Below are 20,337 nucleotides of genomic sequence, written 5' to 3' on the forward strand. Positions count from 1 at the left end.
TGGACAGAGGGCTCAGGGAGCAATAGAATAAAGAAAAAAATAGTACGGGTAGGATAGGGGTAGGAGGATAACAGTGAGAAGATATTTGGTGCCTTGGCGCTTTGAGGAATGTCGTATTTATTCGACAGGCGTGTTGGTTCTGGGGAGCGGAATAGCAGGTTTGTACACGGCTCTTAAGGCCAGCGAGTATTTTGAGGTCACTGTACTGACCAAGAAAGGAATTCCGGAGAGCAACACGAAACATGCTCAAGGGGGTATCGCTGTAGCCTTGGATCAAGAGGATTCTCCCTCTTTGCATTACGAGGATACTCTCTATGCAGGTGCAGGTTTATGTGAATCCGATTCTGTCCGGGCTTTAGTTGAAGATGGTCCCCTGCGGGTCGAGGAGCTGATTCGGATGGGAGCCCATTTTGATCGGAAGAACGGGAAACTGGCTTTTACTCAGGAGGCCGCCCACAGCCGCAGAAGAGTTCTCCACGCCAATGGAGATGCCACAGGGGAGGAAATAGAACGGACCCTGATCGCTCAAGCCCTTGGGGAAGAGCGAATCCTTGTCAAAGAAGAGCAATTCCTGCTGGATCTCTTAAAAAACTCAAAGGGAGAGGTCATCGGGGCGCTCAGCCTCAATGAGCTGACTCATGAGCTGGAGATTTATCTGGCCCAAGCCGTCGTTTTGGCTACAGGAGGATTAGGTCAGCTCTACTGTTATACGACTAACCCTGAAGTGGCCACAGGGGATGGTATAGCGGCGGCATATCGGGCAGGAGCCCAATTGATGGATATGGAGTTTGTCCAATTTCACCCCACCGCTCTGTTTATTCCGGGAGCACCGCGGTTTTTAATCTCAGAAGCTGTCCGGGGGGAGGGAGCTCAGCTTCTCAATGCTCAGGGAGAACGGTTTATGCAGGATGTTCCCGGCAAAGAGCTGGCACCCCGGGATGTGGTAGCACGGGGGATTTGGCGGGAGCAGGCTAAGGGTGAGGTAACCTTGGATTTCCGGCCCATCGGTGTAGCAAAAGTGCCCCGGCGTTTCCCGATGATTTATCAGACCTGCCTGGACTATGGGATCAATGTCCTGGAGGAGCGGCTTCCTGTAGCTCCCGCTGCTCATTATATGATGGGCGGAGTCCGCACGGATGAAAGGGGAAGGACAAGCCTCCCCAATCTTTACGCCAATGGGGAATGCGCCTGCAATGGTGTTCATGGAGCGAACCGATTGGCCAGCAACTCTCTGCTGGATGGGCTCGTCTTTGGGGGGCGTATCGTGGAAGATATTGTGAACACGGCCCGCGCTAAAGGCTCTTCTAATCCTCAGCCCCGTGATATTTATGCCGAAAAGGATGAAAAGCTTCCGGAGGCCGGTCAGGAGCAGATCCCCCTTAAACGTGAGGAGCTGCAGGAATTAATGTGGGAGTATGTGGGAATCATCCGGGAAGAAGAAGGCCTGAAGAAGGCCATTAAGCTTATAAGGAGCTGGGATAGTGCTTTTATACCCGAAAAGGAAATCCCACAGTTAGAATTGAAAAACCTTCTGACCGCCGGCTATTGCGTAGCCCGGGCGGCCTTGGCCCGTGAAGAGAGCCGCGGAGGGCATTACCGTTCGGACTATCCTGAAATCAATACCAGGGATTTGAAACATTCCATTCAAGCAAGGGGGACCGGTGATGTTTGCACCATTCCAGTATCAAGAGTTGATTGAACGAGCTTTACAGGAAGATTTGGGAACAGGGGATTTAAGTTCTGCTATTTTCCCCAAAACAGCCAAGACTCATGCTAAAATCTATGCCAAGCAAAAGGGCATCGCTTGCGGCTTGGAGATAACGAAGCAGGTCTTTAAGACAGTGGATCCTGAACTTGAAGTTTCCATCAGCAAAGCAGACGGCGAGCTGGTTGAGCGGGGAACTGTGGTTATGGAGATCACCGGTGCAATTTGCTCCATTTTGAGTGCGGAGCGTACTGCTTTGAACTTTTTGCAGCACCTTTCCGGGGTGGCTACGGCGACCTTTGAGGCGGTAACGGAATGCTATGGACTGCCCACACGCATTACAGATACCCGCAAAACCATACCGGGCTTAAGAATGCTGCAAAAATATGCCGTAGCTATGGGTGGCGGGCAGAACCATCGCTTTGGCTTGTATGATGCCGTCATGTTAAAGGATAATCATATTGCGGCTGCCGGAGGCATCCGCCCTGCAGTGGCAGCTGCCCGCAGCAGGATCGGGCATATGGTTAAGATCGAAGTGGAATGTGAGAACCTTGAGCAGGTGCAGGAAGCAGTCGCAGCCGGTGCTGAAGTTATTATGTTGGATAATATGAATTTAGAAACCATGGGCAAAGCCGTGGAGATTGTTCAGGGCAGGGCTGTGGTGGAAGCCTCCGGCGGTATCAGGAAAGGCGACCTGCGTGCCGTGGCCGAAACCGGGGTGGATGTTATCTCCATGGGAGCCATTACCCATTCTGTGCAGGCTATGGACTTTTCCCTGGATATCGGAGATATTAAAGCTTTAACCAAAGAGCGCTGGGAAAAGGGAGAGAACTGTGCGAAATAAGATTCTGGATGTGTTAAAGAACCAACAAGGAGAATTTGTCTCAGGTGAGAGCCTCAGCCAAGCCCTTAGCATTACCCGGGCGGCGGTCTGGAAGCAGATTCAGGGGCTGAAGGAAGCGGGCTATGAGATAGAGGGCCAGACCAGGAAAGGGTATCGCCTGGTCGGGACACCTTGTGCCTTAGACCTATGGGCTCTGCAGCAGGAGCTCAGGACCCAGGCCCTGGGCAGGCAGCTTTTTTTCTTTGCAGAATTGTCCTCCACCAACGATCTCCTCAAGGATATGGTGCGTCAAGGGCGAGAGCATGGGACGGTAGTTATCGCCAGGCGTCAGACGACAGGCCATGGGCGGATGCAGAGGGCTTGGGAGTCTCCGGAGGGAGGGCTTTGGCTGAGTCTGTTGCTTAAACCCAGGCTGAGCCTGGGGGATGCGGCGAAGCTCACTCTGAGCACAGGGGTGGCTTTAGCTCAAACCCTGCAGGATCTTTATGGACTGGCAGCCGGGATTAAATGGCCTAATGATGTAGTGGTTCAAGGAAGAAAGATTGCCGGAATCCTTGGCGAAGTAGCCGGGGAGTGGACTACGGTGCAAACGCTTATCCTGGGCATTGGGGTCAATGCTAACTTCTCCGGCCAGACCTTTAGCTCTAAGCTGCCGGCGACAACCTTGCAGGACATCCTGGGTTATGAGGTCAATTTGAATCACCTGGCAGCCCAATTGCTTTTTAATCTGGAAAAGGAAGTCCAGTCTTTAGAGCAAGGTGATGTCCAGGGCCTTATCCAACGCTGGACCTCTTTTGCGGTAGGGATCAACCAGCCTGTGCGGATAGAAAGAGCAGGGACGGTCTATGCAGGAATTTTTAAGGGAATCCGGGAAGACGGGGAACTTATCCTTGATCTGGAGGGGCAGGAGATGACCTTTTCTTCAGGAGAAGTAAGCCTCAGAGCGGGGGATCAGTATAGTCCGGAGTAATATATCCAGCAACAATCGCCGCAAGACGGAATTGTTTAACTAAGGAGAAATAACCATGATTCTTGTATTTGATGTGGGAAACACCAACATTGTCCTTGGTGTATATGAGCAAAAAGATTTGATTTACCATTGGCGGATTTCTACGGATAAATCCCGTACAGTGGATGAGTATGCAGTGATTATTAAAAACCTTTTTGATCTTAATGGCCTCGATATGTCCCGGATTAAAGCCGTAGTAATGTCCTCCGTAGTTCCTCCGGTCATGCCTACCCTTGAATCACTGGCTCGCAAGTATTTTGATGTGGAGCCTTTAGTCATCGGACCGGGGGTAAAGACCGGGATGCCCATCGTCTATGATAATCCCCGTGAGGTGGGAGCGGATCGCATTGTCAATGCGGTGGCAGCTTATCATAAATATGGCGGCCCCTTAGTCATTGTCGATTTCGGCACGGCCACCACCTTCTGCGCTATATCCAAGCGGGGGGAGTATCTGGGCGGAGCCATTGCTCCGGGAGTCGGGATTTCTACGGAAGCTTTGTTCCAACGAGCCTCTAAGCTGCCCCGCATTGAAATCGTTAAACCGAAAAGCATCATCGCCAAAAATACGGTAGCGGGGATGCAATCCGGGATATACTATGGCTATACCGGACAGGTGGATCGGATTGTGACCTTGATGAAGCAGGAGTTAGGGCGGGACACTCGCGTCATTGCCACAGGTGGTTTGGCGGAATTGATCCAAGAGGATTCTCAGGAGATTGAAACAGTCGATCCCTTTTTGACCTTAGAAGGTTTATTATTGATTTATGAAAGAAATTCCAACCAGCAGCCCTGATGGGTGGATAGGAGAGCTATGCGTTTAGGAAAATTTGAGCTGGGCATCCCTGCTTTTCTCGCCCCTATGGCCGGTGTTACGGACAAGGCCTTTCGGGAGACGGTCCGTTCCGTAGGGGGGCTCCATGTCTGGACCGAGATGATCAGCGATAAGGCATTGACCTATATGAACTCAAGAACTTTGGAGATGTTGGATCTTTCCGGGGAAGCTTCCCCGCGCATTGTTCAGCTCTTTGGCTCAGAGCCTGAAGTCATGGCCAAGGCAGCAGCTTTGGCTGTGGAGCGGGATGCCGAGATCATTGATATCAATATGGGGTGTCCAACACCTAAAATTGTCAAAAACGGGGAAGGTTCGGCATTGCTGCAGGACCTTCCCTTAGCGCAGCGCATTGCTGAAGCTGTTGTGAAGGCAGTGGAGGTTCCGGTGACGGTCAAAATGCGCCTTGGCTGGACTGCAGAAAGGATCGTTGCTCCTGAGCTGGCCAAGCGGGTGGAAGCTGTAGGCGTCCAGATGGTCAGTGTCCATGGGCGGACCCGGGAGCAATTTTACGCAGGTACTGCCAATCGGGATGGGATAAAAAAGGTTAAAGGGGGGGTAAGCATCCCGGTAATAGCCAATGGGGATATTTTTTCCCCTCAAGAAGCCAAAACAGTTCTCGAAGCAACAGGCTGCGATGGAGTTATGGTAGGCCGGGGAAGCCTTGGCAACCCCTGGCTGATTCCACAAATTAATGTTTTTTTGAATAAGGGCGTGCTGCTTGAGGAACCCTCTTTAGAGCAGAAGCTCAAAGTGGCCACAGAACATTTTGAGCGAGTGCTGAATTATAAAGGAGAACGCATCGGCCTTAACGAAATGCGTAAGCATGCCGTCTGGTATATTAAAGGGATTCGCAATGCTGCGCAGATGCGGGATTATATTATGCAGACAAAAACCCCCCTGGAAATGAAGAATCTATTCCGAAGGATTTTGCAGGAAAATGCATAACCTTAAATGTTTCAGGAAGAATATTAGAGCGTATTCGTATGATAGGTACATCACGGAATCCTTGACATTATTTTGAAGTGAACATATAATACGAGTAATGCAAATAGCGGGGTTTACATATTATGGCAGTAAAGCCCTAATTTAAATGAAGCGCGGAAAAAGCGCCATGCGTAGGATGAGAAAAGGGAGCGATATTGAATGGCCGAAAAGGAAGTAATTCTGACCATCGAAGGATTGAAGAGATTAGAAGATGAATTAGAAACTCTGAAGACGGTAAAGCGTCGGGAAGTGGCTGAACGCATCAAACAGGCCATTGAGTTTGGAGATATCAGCGAAAACTCAGAGTATGATGACGCCAAAAATGAGCAAGCTTTTATTGAAGGCCGTATTATTACGTTGGAAAAGATGTTAAGGAATGCCCGGGTTATTGATGATTTAGAGGGCAGCGAAGTCGTCGCTCTCGGGACCACAGTTATTCTGAAAGACAAAGAGTTTGGTGAGGAAGAGGAATATACAATCGTCGGCTCTGCCGAAGCGGATCCAGGCTCCAACAAGATTTCCAATGAATCTCCTGTAGGAAAAGCGGTCCTGGGACAGCCTAAAGGCACCGTGGTAGAAATCAATGTTCCCGCGGGTATTCTGTACTATGAGATTGTGGATATTCGATAATTAAATTAAAATGACTCAGGTATCCTGACAAAAGGTCGGCAAGAAATTCTTGCCGACACTTTGTTTAACGATGAAAGTGTAATAAAGTACCTTTAGATCTCTATTATCTAGAACTTTTTGACTAAGGCTGTTGTTTAATGTCATAGAGTTTTGGTAAAATTGTTAAAGGAATTACGGTTGGAGGTATGATTAATGGATGAAATGAATGATCTCTGGCGGGTTCGCCTGGACAAGCTGGCTCAGTTAAGAGAAAATGGGGTAGAGCCTTATGCGGATCGCTATCAGAGAACTCATATGGCCCAAGAGATTCTGGATGGATTTGATACCCTTGAGGGTCAAGAGGTCAAGATTGCCGGTCGTATGATGTCCAAAAGGGACCAGGGTAAAGTGGTATTTACCCATATACAGGATTTCAGCGGCCAGATCCAAGCTTATATCCGTAAGGATGATGTGGGCGAAGACTGGTTTGAACTGATTTCTAAGTTTGATATTGGTGACATCGTTGGCATTAAAGGTACCGTGTTCCGGACACGGCGGGGAGAAATCTCCGTGCATGCCAATGAGGTTCAGATTTTATCCAAATCAATGCGCCCTTTGCCGGAGAAATTTCATGGCTTAACTAATGTTGAACTCCGCTATCGTCAACGGTACGTGGATCTGATTATGAACCCGGAAGTCCGCAATGTCTTTGTTATGAGAAGTAAGATTATCCGCTCCATGAGGAACTTCCTGGAAGGTCAAGGCTTCCTGGAAGTGGAGACGCCTACTCTCCATACGATTCCGGGTGGGGCTGCTGCCCGCCCCTTTATCACCCATCACAACACTTTAGATATGGATCTTTATTTGCGCATTGCCCTGGAGCTTCCTTTAAAGCGATTAATTGTCGGAGGCTTTGATAAAGTATTTGAGATAGGAAGAAACTTCCGCAATGAAGGGATTTCCATTAAGCATAATCCGGAGTTCACGATGATGGAGCTCTATCAGGCCTACGCAAACTTTGAGGATATCATGGAACTCACCGAGAACATGATCTCCGCCATCGCCAAAGAAGTTCATGGAACCACCGAAGTAACCTATCAAGGTCAAATGATTGATTTTAAAACACCTTGGCGCCGCCTGCCCATGCTCGAAGGCATCTTAGAATATGGTGGAGTGGATTTCAGTCAGATTCATACAGATGAAGAAGCACAACAGGCCGCTAAGGAAAAGGGCCTTAAGGTCGAACCGGGAAGCTCTCGTGGCAAGATCATTAACGAATTTTTTGAAGAGTTTGTCGAGCCCAATCTCATCCAACCGACGTTTGTTATCGGTCATCCGGTAGAGATTTCTCCTCTAGCTAAGAGAAATGCTGAACATCCTGAATATACGGATCGTTTTGAAGCTTTTGCTTATGGTAGAGAATTAGGGAATGCTTTTTCGGAATTAAATGATCCTATCGATCAAAGACAGCGTTTCGAAGCTCAAGTGGCTGAGCGGGATAAAGGTGACGATGAAGCCCATATGATGGATGAAGACTTCGTCCAGGCTTTGGAGTACGGTCTTCCGCCTACAGGGGGATTAGGAATCGGTATCGACCGCTTGGTGATGCTTTTGACCGATTCAGCGTCCATCCGGGACGTCATCCTTTTCCCCACGATGCGGCCCAGAGAAGACGATTAATAAATAAGGATATGAATTTGCTTGGTCTACACTAGGGAGACGAATGTATAACGAGCATCGTCTCCCTTTCCTTTATTCTGCTATTCTGCGCCCTATGAATTAATGAAAGCTTGCCAAGATAAGACCTTGACTAAATAATGAATAAAGACAATTGAACTTTACGAAATCAGGCAATATAGGGAGGTATTGCGAGATAAAGATGGTGTGAACAGAGAATACGTAAGAATAAGGTCGATTTTAATGATTGAGAAGAGCAAGTTGACTGTGATATAGTATCAAATGTTCCGCAAGACAACAACGCTTTGCAAGGAACAAAATGAATAAATGATAGTTGACAAATCGAGAGTTTGCTGGTATCATTTATAAATGTGGCTCAGCCACAAAAGCAAAAAAAGGTCCCTGGTCTTTGAAAACTAAACAACAAGGAACAGCCAATGACTCGTCAAATGAGTAAAGAAATTTGAGCAATCAAAGTTCTTCATAAATTTTATGGAGAGTTTGATCCTGGCTCAGGACGAACGCTGGCGGCGTGCCTAACACATGCAAGTCGAACGGAGAGCTCAATAAGCTTGCTTAGAGAGTTCTTAGTGGCGGACGGGTGAGTAACGCGTGGATAACCTACCTAGTAGACCGGGACAACCCTTGGAAACGAGGGCTAATACCGGATAAGCTTAATTAGTGGCATCACTGATTAAGGAAAGATGGCCTCTGAAGATGCTATCGTTAGTAGATGGATCCGCGTCTGATTAGCTAGTTGGTGGGGTAAAGGCCTACCAAGGCGACGATCAGTAGCCGGCCTGAGAGGGTGAACGGCCACACTGGGACTGAGACACGGCCCAGACTCCTACGGGAGGCAGCAGTGGGGAATCTTCCGCAATGGACGAAAGTCTGACGGAGCAACGCCGCGTGTACGACGAAGGCCTTCGGGTTGTAAAGTACTGTCTTCAGGGACGAACGGTAAGTATGTAAAGAATGTACTTACATGACGGTACCTGAGGAGGAAGCCCCGGCTAACTACGTGCCAGCAGCCGCGGTAATACGTAGGGGGCAAGCGTTGTCCGGAATCATTGGGCGTAAAGGGCGCGTAGGCGGATACTTAAGTCTGGTGTGAAAACCTAGGGCTCAACCCTGGGACTGCATCGGAAACTGGGTATCTTGAGGACAGGAGAGGAAAGTGGAATTCCACGTGTAGCGGTGAAATGCGTAGATATGTGGAGGAACACCAGTGGCGAAGGCGACTTTCTGGACTGTAACTGACGCTGAGGCGCGAAAGCGTGGGGAGCAAACAGGATTAGATACCCTGGTAGTCCACGCCGTAAACGATGAGTGCTAGGTGTAGAGGGTATCGACCCCTTCTGTGCCGCAGTTAACACACTAAGCACTCCGCCTGGGGAGTACGGCCGCAAGGTTGAAACTCAAAGGAATTGACGGGGGCCCGCACAAGCGGTGGAGCATGTGGTTTAATTCGACGCAACGCGAAGAACCTTACCAAGGCTTGACATCCATAGAATCCTGTGGAAACATGGGAGTGCCCTTCGGGGAGCTATGAGACAGGTGGTGCATGGTTGTCGTCAGCTCGTGTCGTGAGATGTTGGGTTAAGTCCCGCAACGAGCGCAACCCCTATGTTTAGTTGCTAACGCGTAATGGTGAGCACTCTAGACAGACTGCCGGTGACAAACCGGAGGAAGGTGGGGATGACGTCAAATCATCATGCCCCTTATGTCTTGGGCTACACACGTGCTACAATGGCCAGTACAGACGGAAGCGAAGCCGTGAGGTGAAGCCAATCCGAGAAAGCTGGTCTCAGTTCGGATTGTTCTCTGCAACTCGAGAACATGAAGTCGGAATCGCTAGTAATCGCAGGTCAGCATACTGCGGTGAATACGTTCCCGGGCCTTGTACACACCGCCCGTCACACCACGAAAGTCTGCAACACCCGAAGCCGGTGAGGTAACCCGAAAGGGAGCTAGCCGTCGAAGGTGGGGCCGATGATTGGGGTGAAGTCGTAACAAGGTAGCCGTATCGGAAGGTGCGGCTGGATCACCTCCTTTCTAAGGAGCCATGTTCACTCTGGAAGTGAGCATATCCTAAGGTCGATGCTTTGAAGGACGTCACGGAAGAGATGAAGTGAAACGGTTCAAAGCTGGAGAAGTCTATAGAGACTTCGAAGTGCCGAAGAGGCAAAGCAGGGGAAATCTGCATAAGATGACCCTGAAGTCGAGTCAAACCTGTTCAAGCGCAAGCTTACTTGTTGTTTAGTTTTGAGAGACCATAAAGTCTTCTATGGGCTTATAGCTCAGCTGGTTAGAGCGCACGCCTGATAAGCGTGAGGTCGGTGGTTCGAGTCCACCTAGGCCCACCATTATTCAAAGAGGATAGAGACCCGAACCTCCAAACAATACTTCACGCCAGAACATACCTAACAGGGGTGAGTATTGAGAGGGGAGCGGCTCCCCTCTCAACGACATGGGGGTATAGCTCAGCTGGGAGAGCACCTGCCTTGCAAGCAGGGGGTCAGCGGTTCGATCCCGCTTACCTCCACCATCATATACTGGTTTCTCTAATGTTCTTTGAAAACTGCACAGAGAAGAAAAAACTGTAATTTAGGATAACATCTGAAAAACCTGAATGTGGCGGAGACGTTTGGTCAAGCTACTAAGGGCGTACGGTGGATGCCTAGGCGCTAAGAGTCGAAGAAGGACGCGGCGAGCGGCGAAACGCCACGGGGAGCAGTAAGCATGCCTTGATCCGTGGATATCCGAATGGGGCAACCCATCCAGAGTCATATCTGGATATCGTTAACTGAATTCATAGGTTAACGAAGACAACCCGGGGAACTGAAACATCTAAGTACCCGGAGGAAGAGAAAGAATCATCGATTCCCTGAGTAGCGGCGAGCGAAACGGGAACAGCCCAAACCAATCCCTTCGGGGGTTGGGGTTGTAGGACCTTCTGTTAGGTCTGAATCTCTAGTCGAAGAGGTCTGGAAAGGCCGGGCAAAGCAGGTAACACCCCTGTAGGCGAAAGAGAGACAGACTGTGAAGGGATCCTGAGTACCGCGGGACACGTGAAACCCCGTGGGAAGCAGGGAGGACCACCTCCCAAGGCTAAATACTCCTTAGCGACCGATAGCGAACCAGTACCGTGAGGGAAAGGTGAAAAGCACCCCGGGAGGGGAGTGAAAGAGAACCTGAAACCGTACGCTTACAAGCAGTCAAAGCACCCATGAGGTGTGATGGCGTGCCTTTTGTAGAATGAACCGGCGAGTTACGGTATGTAGCGAGGTTAAGACGAGAAGTCGGAGCCGGAGCGAAAGCGAGTCTGAAAAGGGCGAATAAGTTACATGCTGTAGACCCGAAACCGTGTGATCTACCCATGGACAGGGTGAAGGTGGGGTAAAACCCACTGGAGGCCCGAACTCACTGTCGTTGAAAAGGCAGGGGATGAGCTGTGGGTAGGGGAGAAATTCCAATCGAACACGGAGATAGCTGGTTCTCCCCGAAATAGCTTTAGGGCTAGCCTCAATGGATGATTCTTGGCGGTAAAGCACTGAATAGGCTAGGGGCCTTACCGGGTTACCGAACCTTATCAAACTCAGAATGCCAAGAATTTTAGATTGGGAGTCAGACTGTGGGGGATAAGCTTCATAGTCAAAAGGGAAACAGCCCAGACCATCAGCTAAGGTCCCCAAGTATACGCTAAGTGGAAAAGGATGTGGAATTGCATAGACAACCAGGATGTTGGCTTAGAAGCAGCCACCATTTAAAGAGTGCGTAATAGCTCACTGGTCGAGTGGTTCTGCGCCGAAAATGTAACGGGGCTCAAGCGTATCACCGAAGCTATGGCTTGCACACGATGTGTGCAGGGGTAGGGGAGCGTTCTATTTACTGAGAAGTTCAACTGTGAGGTTGGGTGGAGTGAATAGAAGTGAGAATGCCGGTATGAGTATGCGAAAAGGTGAGTGAGAATCTCACCCGCCGAAAACCTAAGGATTCCTGGGGAAGGCTCGTCCGCCCAGGGTAAGTCGGGACCTAAGCCGAGGCGAAAAGCGTAGGCGATGGACAACTGGTTGAAATTCCAGTACCACTCAGGAGCGTTTGAGCGATGGGGTGACACAGAAGGATAGGTTAAGCGTGCCGTTGGTCGAGCACGCCCAAGCCCATAGGAAGTGAGACAGGCAAATCCGTCTCGCGGGTTTCTGAAGGGTGATGGGGAGCGAAATGAGTAGCGAAGTAACTGACTCCAAGCTGTCAAGAAAAGCCTCTAGTGAGCCAATGAGTGCCCGTACCGCAAACCGACACAGGTAGGTAAGGAGAGAATCCTAAGGCGCGCGAGAAAACCCTCGTTAAGGAACTCGGCAAAATGACCCCGTAACTTCGGGAGAAGGGGTGCTCTATGCAAGTAGAGCCGCAGAGAAGAGGTCCAGGCGACTGTTTATCAAAAACACAGGTTCCTGCCAATCTGAAAAGAGAAGTATAGGAGCTGACGCCTGCCCGGTGCTGGAAGGTTAAGAGGAGAGGTTAGCCGTAAGGCGAAGCTTTGAATTGAAGCCCCAGTAAACGGCGGCCGTAACTATAACGGTCCTAAGGTAGCGAAATTCCTTGTCAGGTAAGTTCTGACCCGCACGAAAGGCGTAACGATCTGGACACTGTCTCAACGAGGGACTCGGCGAAATTGTAATACCCGTGAAGATGCGGGTTACCTGCGACAGGACAGAAAGACCCCATGGAGCTTTACTGTAGCTTGACATTGGACTTTGGTATAAAATGTACAGGATAGGTGGGAGACTGAGAAGCTAGGGCGCCAGCCTTGGTGGAGTCAATGGTGGGATACCACTCTTTTTGTACTGAAGTTCTAACTTAGGCCCCTGAATCGGGGTTGAGGACCGTGTCAGGTGGGCAGTTTGACTGGGGCGGTCGCCTCCTAAAGAGTAACGGAGGCGCCCAAAGGTTCCCTCAGCGCGGATGGAAATCGCGCGAAGAGTGTAAAGGCAGAAGGGAGCTTGACTGCGAGACCAACAAGTCGAGCAGGGACGAAAGTCGGGCTTAGTGATCCGGTGGTACCGAGTGGAAGGGCCATCGCTCAACGGATAAAAGCTACCCTGGGGATAACAGGCTTATCTCCCCCAAGAGTCCATATCGACGGGGAGGTTTGGCACCTCGATGTCGGCTCATCGCATCCTGGGGCTGTAGTAGGTCCCAAGGGTTGGGCTGTTCGCCCATTAAAGCGGTACGTGAGCTGGGTTCAGAACGTCGTGAGACAGTTCGGTCCCTATCCGTCGCAGGCGCAGGAAATTTGAGAGGAACTGACCCTAGTACGAGAGGACCGGGTTGGACGGATCACTGGTGTACCAGTTGTCTCGCCAGAGGCAGTGCTGGGTAGCTATATCCGGAGCGGATAAGCGCTGAAAGCATCTAAGCGCGAAACCGGCCTCAAGATGAGATTTCCCACAGAGTAATCTGGTAAGACCCCTGAAAGATGATCAGGTAGATAGGCCCGGAGTGGAAGTGCCGTGAGGTATGGAGCTGACGGGTACTAATCGGTCGAGGGCTTGACCTAACGAGCCGCAACGAAAAGGAACTCACTGAAGGGCTCAAATCTGCAGTGAGGACGATGAAAGACTAAATTACAGTGGAAGAGGATCTGTGCAGTTTTGAGGGAACAGAGTTCCGAGAGGAACACTGAAACTTCAAAGGATCTGGTGACTATACCGGAGGGGTCCCACCCGTTCCCATCCCGAACACGGAAGTTAAGACCTCCAGGGCTGATGATACTTGGACCGCAGGGTCCTGGGAAAGTAAGTCGTTGCCAGGTAGTGCAAAGAGACCATCGATTACGATGGTCTCTTTGCTTTGGGGCAAATTACGCACCAGTGCGTAATTTGGATCCTCATAGGTAGGGGTGTTAGCTTTTTTCCTTGTGGAAAAAACATACCAGAGGGGTAGCATCTGTTTGCAGTTTCGACTACTGCTTTATTATATTACCCAGGTCATGTCAGCTGCGGGAATGGTGTCAGAAGTTGCCGCACTTTAGGAAGCTTGTTTGGAACCGGATTTTGATGATCTCCCCGGTGATCGGGGGCTGGGAGCTATGCAAGTAGGAATTTCGCCTGAATTGGTCAGTGGTTCTGGGAACACATCCTCATATGGATTTGGTGAACAAGAAAATGCACTGTTACATTGGACAAGAGAACAGTCCCCATGTAAGGCCATACTATAAAGTAAAACGCTTGATAAAGTTGTCTAATTGTTCTGACGTCTCGGCTAAATCTTTTGCCATAGAAGCAACTTGTTGAGTGGACTGCATTTGCCCATCCATCGTGGTGGCCGCTTGTTGAGCAGCCAGGGAAAATTGGGAAGCTATGGAAACAGCGTTGCTTTGGACTTCGGCTAAGTTTTTGCTTTGAAGCAGGAGTTGATCGACGTTATTAGTATTAGCTTGAATTTTTTCCCCGGTACCTTGAATAACTTGATCCAGTGAATGGATAGCATCTCCGGCTTGTCTGATAATGATTTTGCCATTTTCGACTTCTACCAACCCTCTGCTCATATCGTTAGAAGCAGAGCCAATCATGTCCTGAACACTATGTATAAGCTCCATAATTTGATGAGCGGATTCTGCGGAATCACTAGCTAATTTTCTGATCTCATCAGCTACCACAGAGAAACCACGCCCGTGCTCACCTGCACGGGCAGCTTCAATAGCCGCATTAAGAGCCAAAAGGTTTGTCTGACCAGAAATACTGTTGATGATGGAAACAATTTCGCCAATCTTCAGGGCTTGCTCCTCAAGGCTTTGAATAGAGGTATTGGCTTTATAAGTTGATGACGAAATGACTTCCATCTCCTGGATAATATCTTCAACAGCACGTAGTCCATCTTGACTTACTTGTCGTGCGGAATTGGAGGATATTTGAACCTCTTGGGTGCTATAGCGAATTCGTTCCGAAGCAGCCTGGATCTCTAGAACTTGTTCAGAGGCTCTTTTCATTCCATCGATTTGTTCAACTGACCCGGCACTGAATTCTTGGAAAAGAGCGGCTAATTGTTCATAACTCTCGGCAAGAGTTTTGGTGTGAGCAGCTTGGGAGTTACTGATTTCATGGGATTTTTGGGAGATAGTAGTGATGTTTGCAATAATCGACTTGATGCCATTATTCACCTTGTTTACTTCGTAGGACAGGGTAGAGAGTTCATTGGTTGTTTTTATTGCTGCAGAATTTGTTAGATTACCTCGGGTAATGGACTTGGTAACTCTGAAGATCTCATTGAGGGTTGAGATAATTTTATGGTGAAAGATATAGGAATAAGCAGCCCATAAGGTGAAGGCACCCAGGGTAACTCCGATGGATATTAGGGAGGGGGAACTCCATGACCAACCTAACCCTAGAACGAATAGAGGAATTGAGCTAAGTGCAAAGTTATAGGAGAGTTTGTTTTTTTGAAGGGGGATGCCCATGCGAGCCACGTAACGATGTTCGCCTTTTATGTAGATTGGACAGATAACATCAAGCAGGATTTCACCAGTGTCACGATGATAAATTTGTGATACAGGTTTCGTTGTGCCTAAGATCCCCAATTCTCCTTTTGTAACAAAGTTACCTTCGCGAAAGCGGTTGGAATGGACTAAAGCTTGCCCCTCTAAGCTATTGATGACGAGAAACTCGTTATCCCCTATATTAGCATCGATGACTTGACGTAAAGGGCCAATCACTTGTGCCCAATCTCCATGGGGCGACTGATTCAGAACATTTTCCATCTCCCTGGCAATATGAGAAATTAACCGGAGCGCCTGATTTCTTTTCGAATTGCTTACATAAACGTCCTTGTTTCTCTGCATAACTAAACCTCCTTTAATGATACAGCTTGTCTAATATATATGATATAAGGAAGATAGCCTGGTTTCATTATCCTTATTTGCTAATCCACAGCAATTGCTGTTGTCAATGTCTCCATTCCAATACACAACCCGAAAAGCTAAAGAAAAGAAAGCAAAGGTAACCCAACGAGCAAAAGAGAAAGGTCAAGAGCATTACACTCCTGACCTTGTTCGCAAAATGAACTATGCTTGGCGCATCCCGTCATACTAATTGGTTCAAATTCGACACCAGTGTCGAATTTGGCTTAATTCATTTGCCGGTCATTCCTTTCTGCGGATATAGAACACTCAGGAAAATTACATTTGGGTGCCTTTAATCTTTTAAAGGTCGGCGCAACTGGATAAAGTAGTAAACAATAAGATAAGTATAGCAAACAGAAGGGCTGAAAGCCATTCCTGATGAGCAGTTGAAGTATTCCTAAAACCGCCTGGGCTAAGGGATAAGGTGACTTAAAACCGGTAGTTGCAAATGAGCAAATTCGTGGTAGGATAGGAAGGTACACCTTTGCATTGAGTGGAGGATTAGAAGTGAATCTCATATCCAGAATAGACAGCTATGCTGAAAGCTGTCCTGATCGAGTGGCGCATCATTATAGGGAGAGCAGGCTTACCTATAGACAATTAAAAGAAGCGTCCGATGCTTTGGCCTGTTACTTGATTGAAACATTGAAAGACGACAGAACGCCCATTGTTGTTTACGGTCATAAGCAGCATGAAATGCTCATTTGTTTTTTGGCTTGTGTAAAATCCGGACATGCCTATATTCCTGTGGATTTTTCTCTGCCCAGCCAACGAATAGAAGACATTATTCAGAGCTCCCGGACCCGATTGATTCTCTCCCCTGGCGAGAGCCCGGAGCGGGAAGGGATCAGGACGATCCGATCAGATGCGATTAGCCGGTTGATCCGGTCCTATTTAGGCAAGTCTCCATCTAAAGATTATCAAGTAAAAGATCATGAAACCTATTATATTATCTACACTTCAGGAAGCACAGGAAAACCCAAAGGGGTTCAGATAACCCTGGCAAATCTGGAGAGTTTTGTACATTGGGGTGTGGGAGTAGGGCGGTTTCCTGAGGCTGAGGTGTTCCTGAACCAGGCTCCCTTTTCCTTTGATCTGTCGGTGATGGATCTCTATCTGGCCCTCACTTCCGGTTCTACCCTCTATAGTATTGATAAGGCCATGATCGCTGAACCTAAGGAGCTCTTCGCCTATTTCAAGCAATCTGGGCTAACGGTATGGGTCTCTACGCCATCCTTTGCCGAGATGTGCCTGGGAGACTCCAGCTTCAATGACGAACTTCTTCCTGACCTGAAAGTGTTTATGTTTTGTGGAGAGACCTTGAGCAATCAATGTGCGGAAAAATTATACCGGCGATTTCCTCAAGGGAAGGTTATCAATTCATACGGCCCCACGGAAGCGACCGTAGCGGTGACAGCTCTTATAGTGGATTTGGAGATGTGCGCCAGGAAGGAGCCTCTGCCGGTAGGAAGGGTTAAGGAGGATTGTCGCCTTCTCATCGTGGATTCGGAAGGGGTTCCTCAGGAGGAAGGGAGCCAGGGTGAAATCGTCATCCTGGGGGCTAGTGTAAGCCCGGGCTACTATCGCAATGAAGAAATGACAGATAAGGCATTTTTCGCCCGATCCTGGGACGGGGATGTGAAACGGTGCTACCGGACGGGGGATGAGGGCTATCTGAAAGAAGGTCTTCTTCATTATGGAGGGAGAATCGACTTTCAGATCAAGCTGAATGGCTATCGCATTGAGCTAGAGGATATTGAAAATAACCTGCGCAAGGTGGAAGGGGTTGCCAATGCCATCGTCCTGCCCATTAAAAAAGACGGGCGGGTTCACTATCTGGCAGGAGTAGTCGTTCCGAACAAAAAGCTCGATAAAAGGGAGTTTGAGATAGGGCAGATGATCAAAGCTGAATTAAAAAACTATCTGCCGGACTATATGATTCCAAGGAAAATCATGTTTAGGGATTCTTTGCCGATGACGGTCAATGGCAAAGTGAACCGGGCTGCACTTATGGAGGAATTTCAGTGATTCCGTATAGTAATCTTTTTTTCTTTTATATCATCGGGCTGATTTTGCTTCCCGGCACCTGCTTAGGGGTTATGGAAAAACCTCTTAAACTTTATGGGCTGGCAGCCTCTTTGCTCATCATCGGCCTGCTTTTCTCAGATTCTAAGCTTCAGCTTTTTTTGCTGGTATTATTTTACCTGGGGGAACTCTTTCTTGTTAAAGGATATAGTCTTCTGAAGCAAAAGTACCCTCAGAGATGGGTTTTATGGCTGACCATCCTCTTAGCCTTAGTTCCGCTGGCTTTATCCAAATGGGGTCACCTCTTTACAGATCGGCTTCTGGGTTTTTTGGGAATCTCTTATCTTACCTTTAAAGTCATTCAGATGCTTCTGGAAATAAGCGATGGCCTTATTAAGGAAGTAAAACTAGTGGACTTCACGTATTTTCTCTTGTTTTTTCCAACCCTGAGTTCCGGGCCGATTGATCGCTCGAGAAGATTCCTGTCTGAAGTCAATCAGATCATTCCTCGCCATGAATATCTCCATAGGGTCTATCAGGGACTGCGTAAGCTGCTCCTTGGCGCGGGTTATAAGTTTATTCTGGGGAATAGTATCTACACCTACTGGTTGAGTAAAATCCCCACAGAAGCCCATGGACTGGCGGAAACCGTAAATTATATGTATGGGTACAGCTTCTATTTGTTCTTTGATTTTGCGGGATATAGCCTGATGGCCATCGGGATAAGCTATATCCTGGGAGTCAAAACCCCGGAGAATTTCGACAAGCCCTTTATAAGCAAGGATATTAAAGATTTTTGGAACCGCTGGCATATGACCCTGTCTTTTTGGTTCAGAGACTACCTTTACACACGCTTTGTCATGGCCTCCATGAAGAAAAAACGCTTTAAGAACCGATACACTGCTTCCTATCTTGGCTATCTATTAACCATGGGAACTATGGGAATTTGGCATGGTACAGAAATACATTACCTTCTCTATGGACTTTACCACGGGGGCTTGATTGTGGGTACGGACTACTTTCAGAGGCATAGTGCTCTCTATAAGAAATATAAGAACACTCCCCTGTGGATTGGGGCATCTACTTTGGTTACATTTCATCTGGTTTGCTTTGGCTTCTTGATCTTCTCGGGGTATTTATTTAAATAATTTAATAAAATTTTAAAGGAGTAGCTTAACGATGGAAGAAAAGATTTTAAGTCTGTTGGAACGGGTATGCGGCACCGACGAGGTGCGAAATGAACGGGATATGAATCTTTTTGAAGCTGGAATCTTAGACTCTTTAGGAGTGATTGAACTTTTAGTGGGTGCAGAAGAGCTGGGGATCAAAATTGAACCTACAGAGATCGAAAGAACAGATATTGACACACCGGCTAAAATCATCGCCGCCTTCAGCAAGAGGGTTGCTGGATGAAAAGGTTTCTCCCCATAGTTTTAGCTTTAGTTATTTCATGTCTTGTTGTTTGGGGCGGCAACGAAATTCTGGTCTCCAAAATTGCTGATAATTACGATCCGTCTTTTGGTTACAAATTAAACATTCAGAAGAACCAAGGTCTGATTCTGCAAAGGGTCGGGCTGGAAAAGGGCGGCAGCATCCCGGTTTATGGGTCTTCAGAATTGAGCGGGTCAACCGATCCCTTTCAGCCGGTAAACTTCTTTGCGGGACAATACGAAGGAGTCTACTATAACCTAATTGGCAGAGGATATTGCCAAAGCTTGATTCATCTGATTAATTTCGGTGCTTTAGGTGATTCTCTAAAAGGAGAGAAGATTGTGTTCTTTCTCTCTCCTCAGTGGTTCAGCAAAACAGGGATAACTTCTGACGATTTCCAGAAGAATTTTTCCCAACAGCAGTATCTGACTTTTTTAAACAATGAAGAGATCAGTCCCCAGTTAAAACGTTTAACTGCTCAACGGGTGGATTCCTTATTAGCCCAGGATGAAAGCATGGATATGCGGATTCTATCTTATCTCTCAGCCAATGATGCTGAGCAAGCTCAGATCTCCCTTGGCGCGCTGCAACCCTACTATAGATTAAAAGAGGCTCTGTTATCAACCAAGGACCATGTCCAGGGCTACCGAACCCTTGTGGAAGAGCCTCCTCTTAAGGGGAAGGATAAAAGTAATATGAAACCGGCCATAGAGCGGTCCACCGTAAAGATCGATTGGGAAGCGGAAAAGAAACGTGCCCAGGAGGTGGGGAAAGCCCGTTCAGATAACAATCAATTTGGAATCGACAACGGCTATTTTAATGACTATTTGAAGGAAAAGCTTCCCAACTATAAAGACTCTATGCACGACCAGTCTTATCTGGAGTCCCCTGAGTATGGGGATTTAGAGTTGTTGCTTTCACTGTGTCAGGAATTGGAGATTGAACCCTTATTCGTCAGTATTCCGGTCAACGGACTCTGGTATGATTATTGCGGATTCCCTCGGCAGGACAGAGCTCAATACTATGAAAAAGTGAAGCAGCTCGTTACCAAGGCCGGATATGAGTTTGCGGATTTTTCCGATCACGAATATGATCCCTATTTTCTGCGGGATACCATGCATCTGGGGTGGAAAGGGTGGGTGGAAGTCAATGAAGCGATTCTTGCCTATGCTCGGTGAAAGCCTGCTTTATACTGCGATCATCCTGGGTATCATAGTGGTGTATGTCTTGGCGGAAGCCAATGAGGTAAATTTCATCTATAATCAATTTTAAAACCTCAAAATATAAAAGAAATTATCTCCAAAATTCTATTTGAAAA

At 48.1% G+C, this 20,337-nt stretch carries 13 protein-coding genes, 2 tRNA genes and 3 rRNA genes; 17 read left to right on the forward strand and 1 reads right to left on the reverse strand.

Annotated features, from left to right (window positions below; genetic code table 11):
• The first annotated feature begins 73 nt into the window (after nucleotides 1-73).
• The 12 genes from nadB to rrf all read left to right on the forward strand — a co-directional run bounded on the left by nadB (nucleotide 74) and on the right by rrf (nucleotide 13,478).
• Nucleotides 74-1,699 (forward strand): L-aspartate oxidase, encoded by a 1,626-nt coding sequence (gene nadB / locus DHAF_RS00805; RefSeq protein ID WP_015942602.1) that lies wholly within the window; start codon nucleotides 74-76, stop codon nucleotides 1,697-1,699.
• Nucleotides 1,665-2,549, forward strand: coding sequence for a carboxylating nicotinate-nucleotide diphosphorylase (gene nadC / locus DHAF_RS00810; protein ID WP_015942603.1), 885 nt, complete (start codon nucleotides 1,665-1,667; stop codon nucleotides 2,547-2,549). Before nadB ends, nadC begins: the two co-directional genes overlap by 35 nt.
• Nucleotides 2,539-3,519: a biotin--[acetyl-CoA-carboxylase] ligase gene (locus tag DHAF_RS00815; protein WP_011458952.1), complete on the forward strand. Its 981-nt coding sequence runs from the start codon at nucleotides 2,539-2,541 to the stop codon at nucleotides 3,517-3,519. The genes nadC and DHAF_RS00815 overlap by 11 nt, the downstream gene beginning before the upstream one ends.
• 55 nt (nucleotides 3,520-3,574) lie before the next feature.
• Nucleotides 3,575-4,351, forward strand: a complete 777-nt coding sequence (locus DHAF_RS00820) for a type III pantothenate kinase (RefSeq protein WP_005809761.1) — start codon at nucleotides 3,575-3,577, stop codon at nucleotides 4,349-4,351.
• A gap of 18 nt (nucleotides 4,352-4,369) precedes the next feature.
• On the forward strand, nucleotides 4,370-5,335 hold the full coding sequence (gene dusB / locus DHAF_RS00825; protein ID WP_015942604.1) for a tRNA dihydrouridine synthase DusB: 966 nt from the start codon (nucleotides 4,370-4,372) through the stop codon (nucleotides 5,333-5,335).
• A 198-nt stretch (nucleotides 5,336-5,533) separates the two neighbouring features.
• Nucleotides 5,534-6,004 (forward strand): transcription elongation factor GreA, encoded by a 471-nt coding sequence (gene greA / locus DHAF_RS00830; protein ID WP_005809765.1) that lies wholly within the window; start codon nucleotides 5,534-5,536, stop codon nucleotides 6,002-6,004.
• A 192-nt stretch (nucleotides 6,005-6,196) separates the two neighbouring features.
• Nucleotides 6,197-7,663: a lysine--tRNA ligase gene (gene lysS / locus DHAF_RS00835; RefSeq protein ID WP_005809769.1), complete on the forward strand. Its 1,467-nt coding sequence runs from the start codon at nucleotides 6,197-6,199 to the stop codon at nucleotides 7,661-7,663.
• Nucleotides 7,664-8,149: 486 nt separating this feature from the next.
• A 16S ribosomal RNA gene (locus DHAF_RS00840) occupies nucleotides 8,150-9,715 on the forward strand.
• A gap of 234 nt (nucleotides 9,716-9,949) precedes the next feature.
• Nucleotides 9,950-10,026 (forward strand) — tRNA-Ile (locus DHAF_RS00845).
• Between the two features lie 106 nt (nucleotides 10,027-10,132).
• Nucleotides 10,133-10,208: transfer RNA gene (locus tag DHAF_RS00850), tRNA-Ala, on the forward strand.
• A 101-nt stretch (nucleotides 10,209-10,309) separates the two neighbouring features.
• A 23S ribosomal RNA gene (locus tag DHAF_RS00855) occupies nucleotides 10,310-13,223 on the forward strand.
• Nucleotides 13,224-13,361: 138 nt separating this feature from the next.
• Nucleotides 13,362-13,478, forward strand: a 5S ribosomal RNA gene (gene rrf, locus DHAF_RS00860).
• The 16S, 23S and 5S rRNA genes sit together here with 2 tRNA genes alongside, the layout of an rRNA operon.
• Nucleotides 13,479-13,877: 399 nt before the next feature.
• Here the strand turns inward: rrf and DHAF_RS00865 are convergent.
• Complete coding sequence (locus DHAF_RS00865; protein WP_015942605.1) at nucleotides 13,878-15,503, reverse strand: methyl-accepting chemotaxis protein; 1,626 nt, start codon at nucleotides 15,501-15,503, stop codon at nucleotides 13,878-13,880.
• Nucleotides 15,504-16,070: 567 nt separating this feature from the next.
• On the opposite strand from DHAF_RS00865, the gene dltA reads away from it, so the two are divergent.
• From dltA to DHAF_RS26525, 5 genes are read left to right on the forward strand one after another with little or no spacing between them, the layout of a single operon-like run.
• Entirely contained in the window at nucleotides 16,071-17,591 is a 1,521-nt protein-coding gene (gene dltA, locus DHAF_RS00870) for a D-alanine--poly(phosphoribitol) ligase subunit DltA (protein WP_015942606.1), read from the forward strand.
• Nucleotides 17,588-18,736: a D-alanyl-lipoteichoic acid biosynthesis protein DltB gene (gene dltB, locus DHAF_RS00875; protein ID WP_015942607.1), complete on the forward strand. Its 1,149-nt coding sequence runs from the start codon at nucleotides 17,588-17,590 to the stop codon at nucleotides 18,734-18,736. The genes dltA and dltB overlap by 4 nt, the downstream gene beginning before the upstream one ends.
• A gap of 31 nt (nucleotides 18,737-18,767) precedes the next feature.
• Nucleotides 18,768-19,001 carry a D-alanine--poly(phosphoribitol) ligase subunit DltC gene (gene dltC / locus DHAF_RS00880; RefSeq protein ID WP_005808968.1) on the forward strand — a complete coding sequence of 78 codons (234 nt, stop codon included), beginning with the start codon at nucleotides 18,768-18,770 and terminating at the stop codon, nucleotides 18,999-19,001.
• The gene (dltD, locus tag DHAF_RS00885; protein ID WP_015942608.1) at nucleotides 18,998-20,197 is read left to right on the forward strand and encodes a D-alanyl-lipoteichoic acid biosynthesis protein DltD; all 1,200 of its coding nucleotides are present in this window, start codon (nucleotides 18,998-19,000) and stop codon (nucleotides 20,195-20,197) included. The genes dltC and dltD overlap by 4 nt, the downstream gene beginning before the upstream one ends.
• Nucleotides 20,169-20,291 (forward strand): hypothetical protein, encoded by a 123-nt coding sequence (locus DHAF_RS26525; protein WP_005808970.1) that lies wholly within the window; start codon nucleotides 20,169-20,171, stop codon nucleotides 20,289-20,291. The genes dltD and DHAF_RS26525 overlap by 29 nt, the downstream gene beginning before the upstream one ends.
• The last annotated feature ends 46 nt before the right edge of the window (nucleotides 20,292-20,337 follow it).

The organism is Desulfitobacterium hafniense DCB-2 (assembly GCF_000021925.1).
Taxonomy (GTDB): domain Bacteria; phylum Bacillota; class Desulfitobacteriia; order Desulfitobacteriales; family Desulfitobacteriaceae; genus Desulfitobacterium; species Desulfitobacterium hafniense.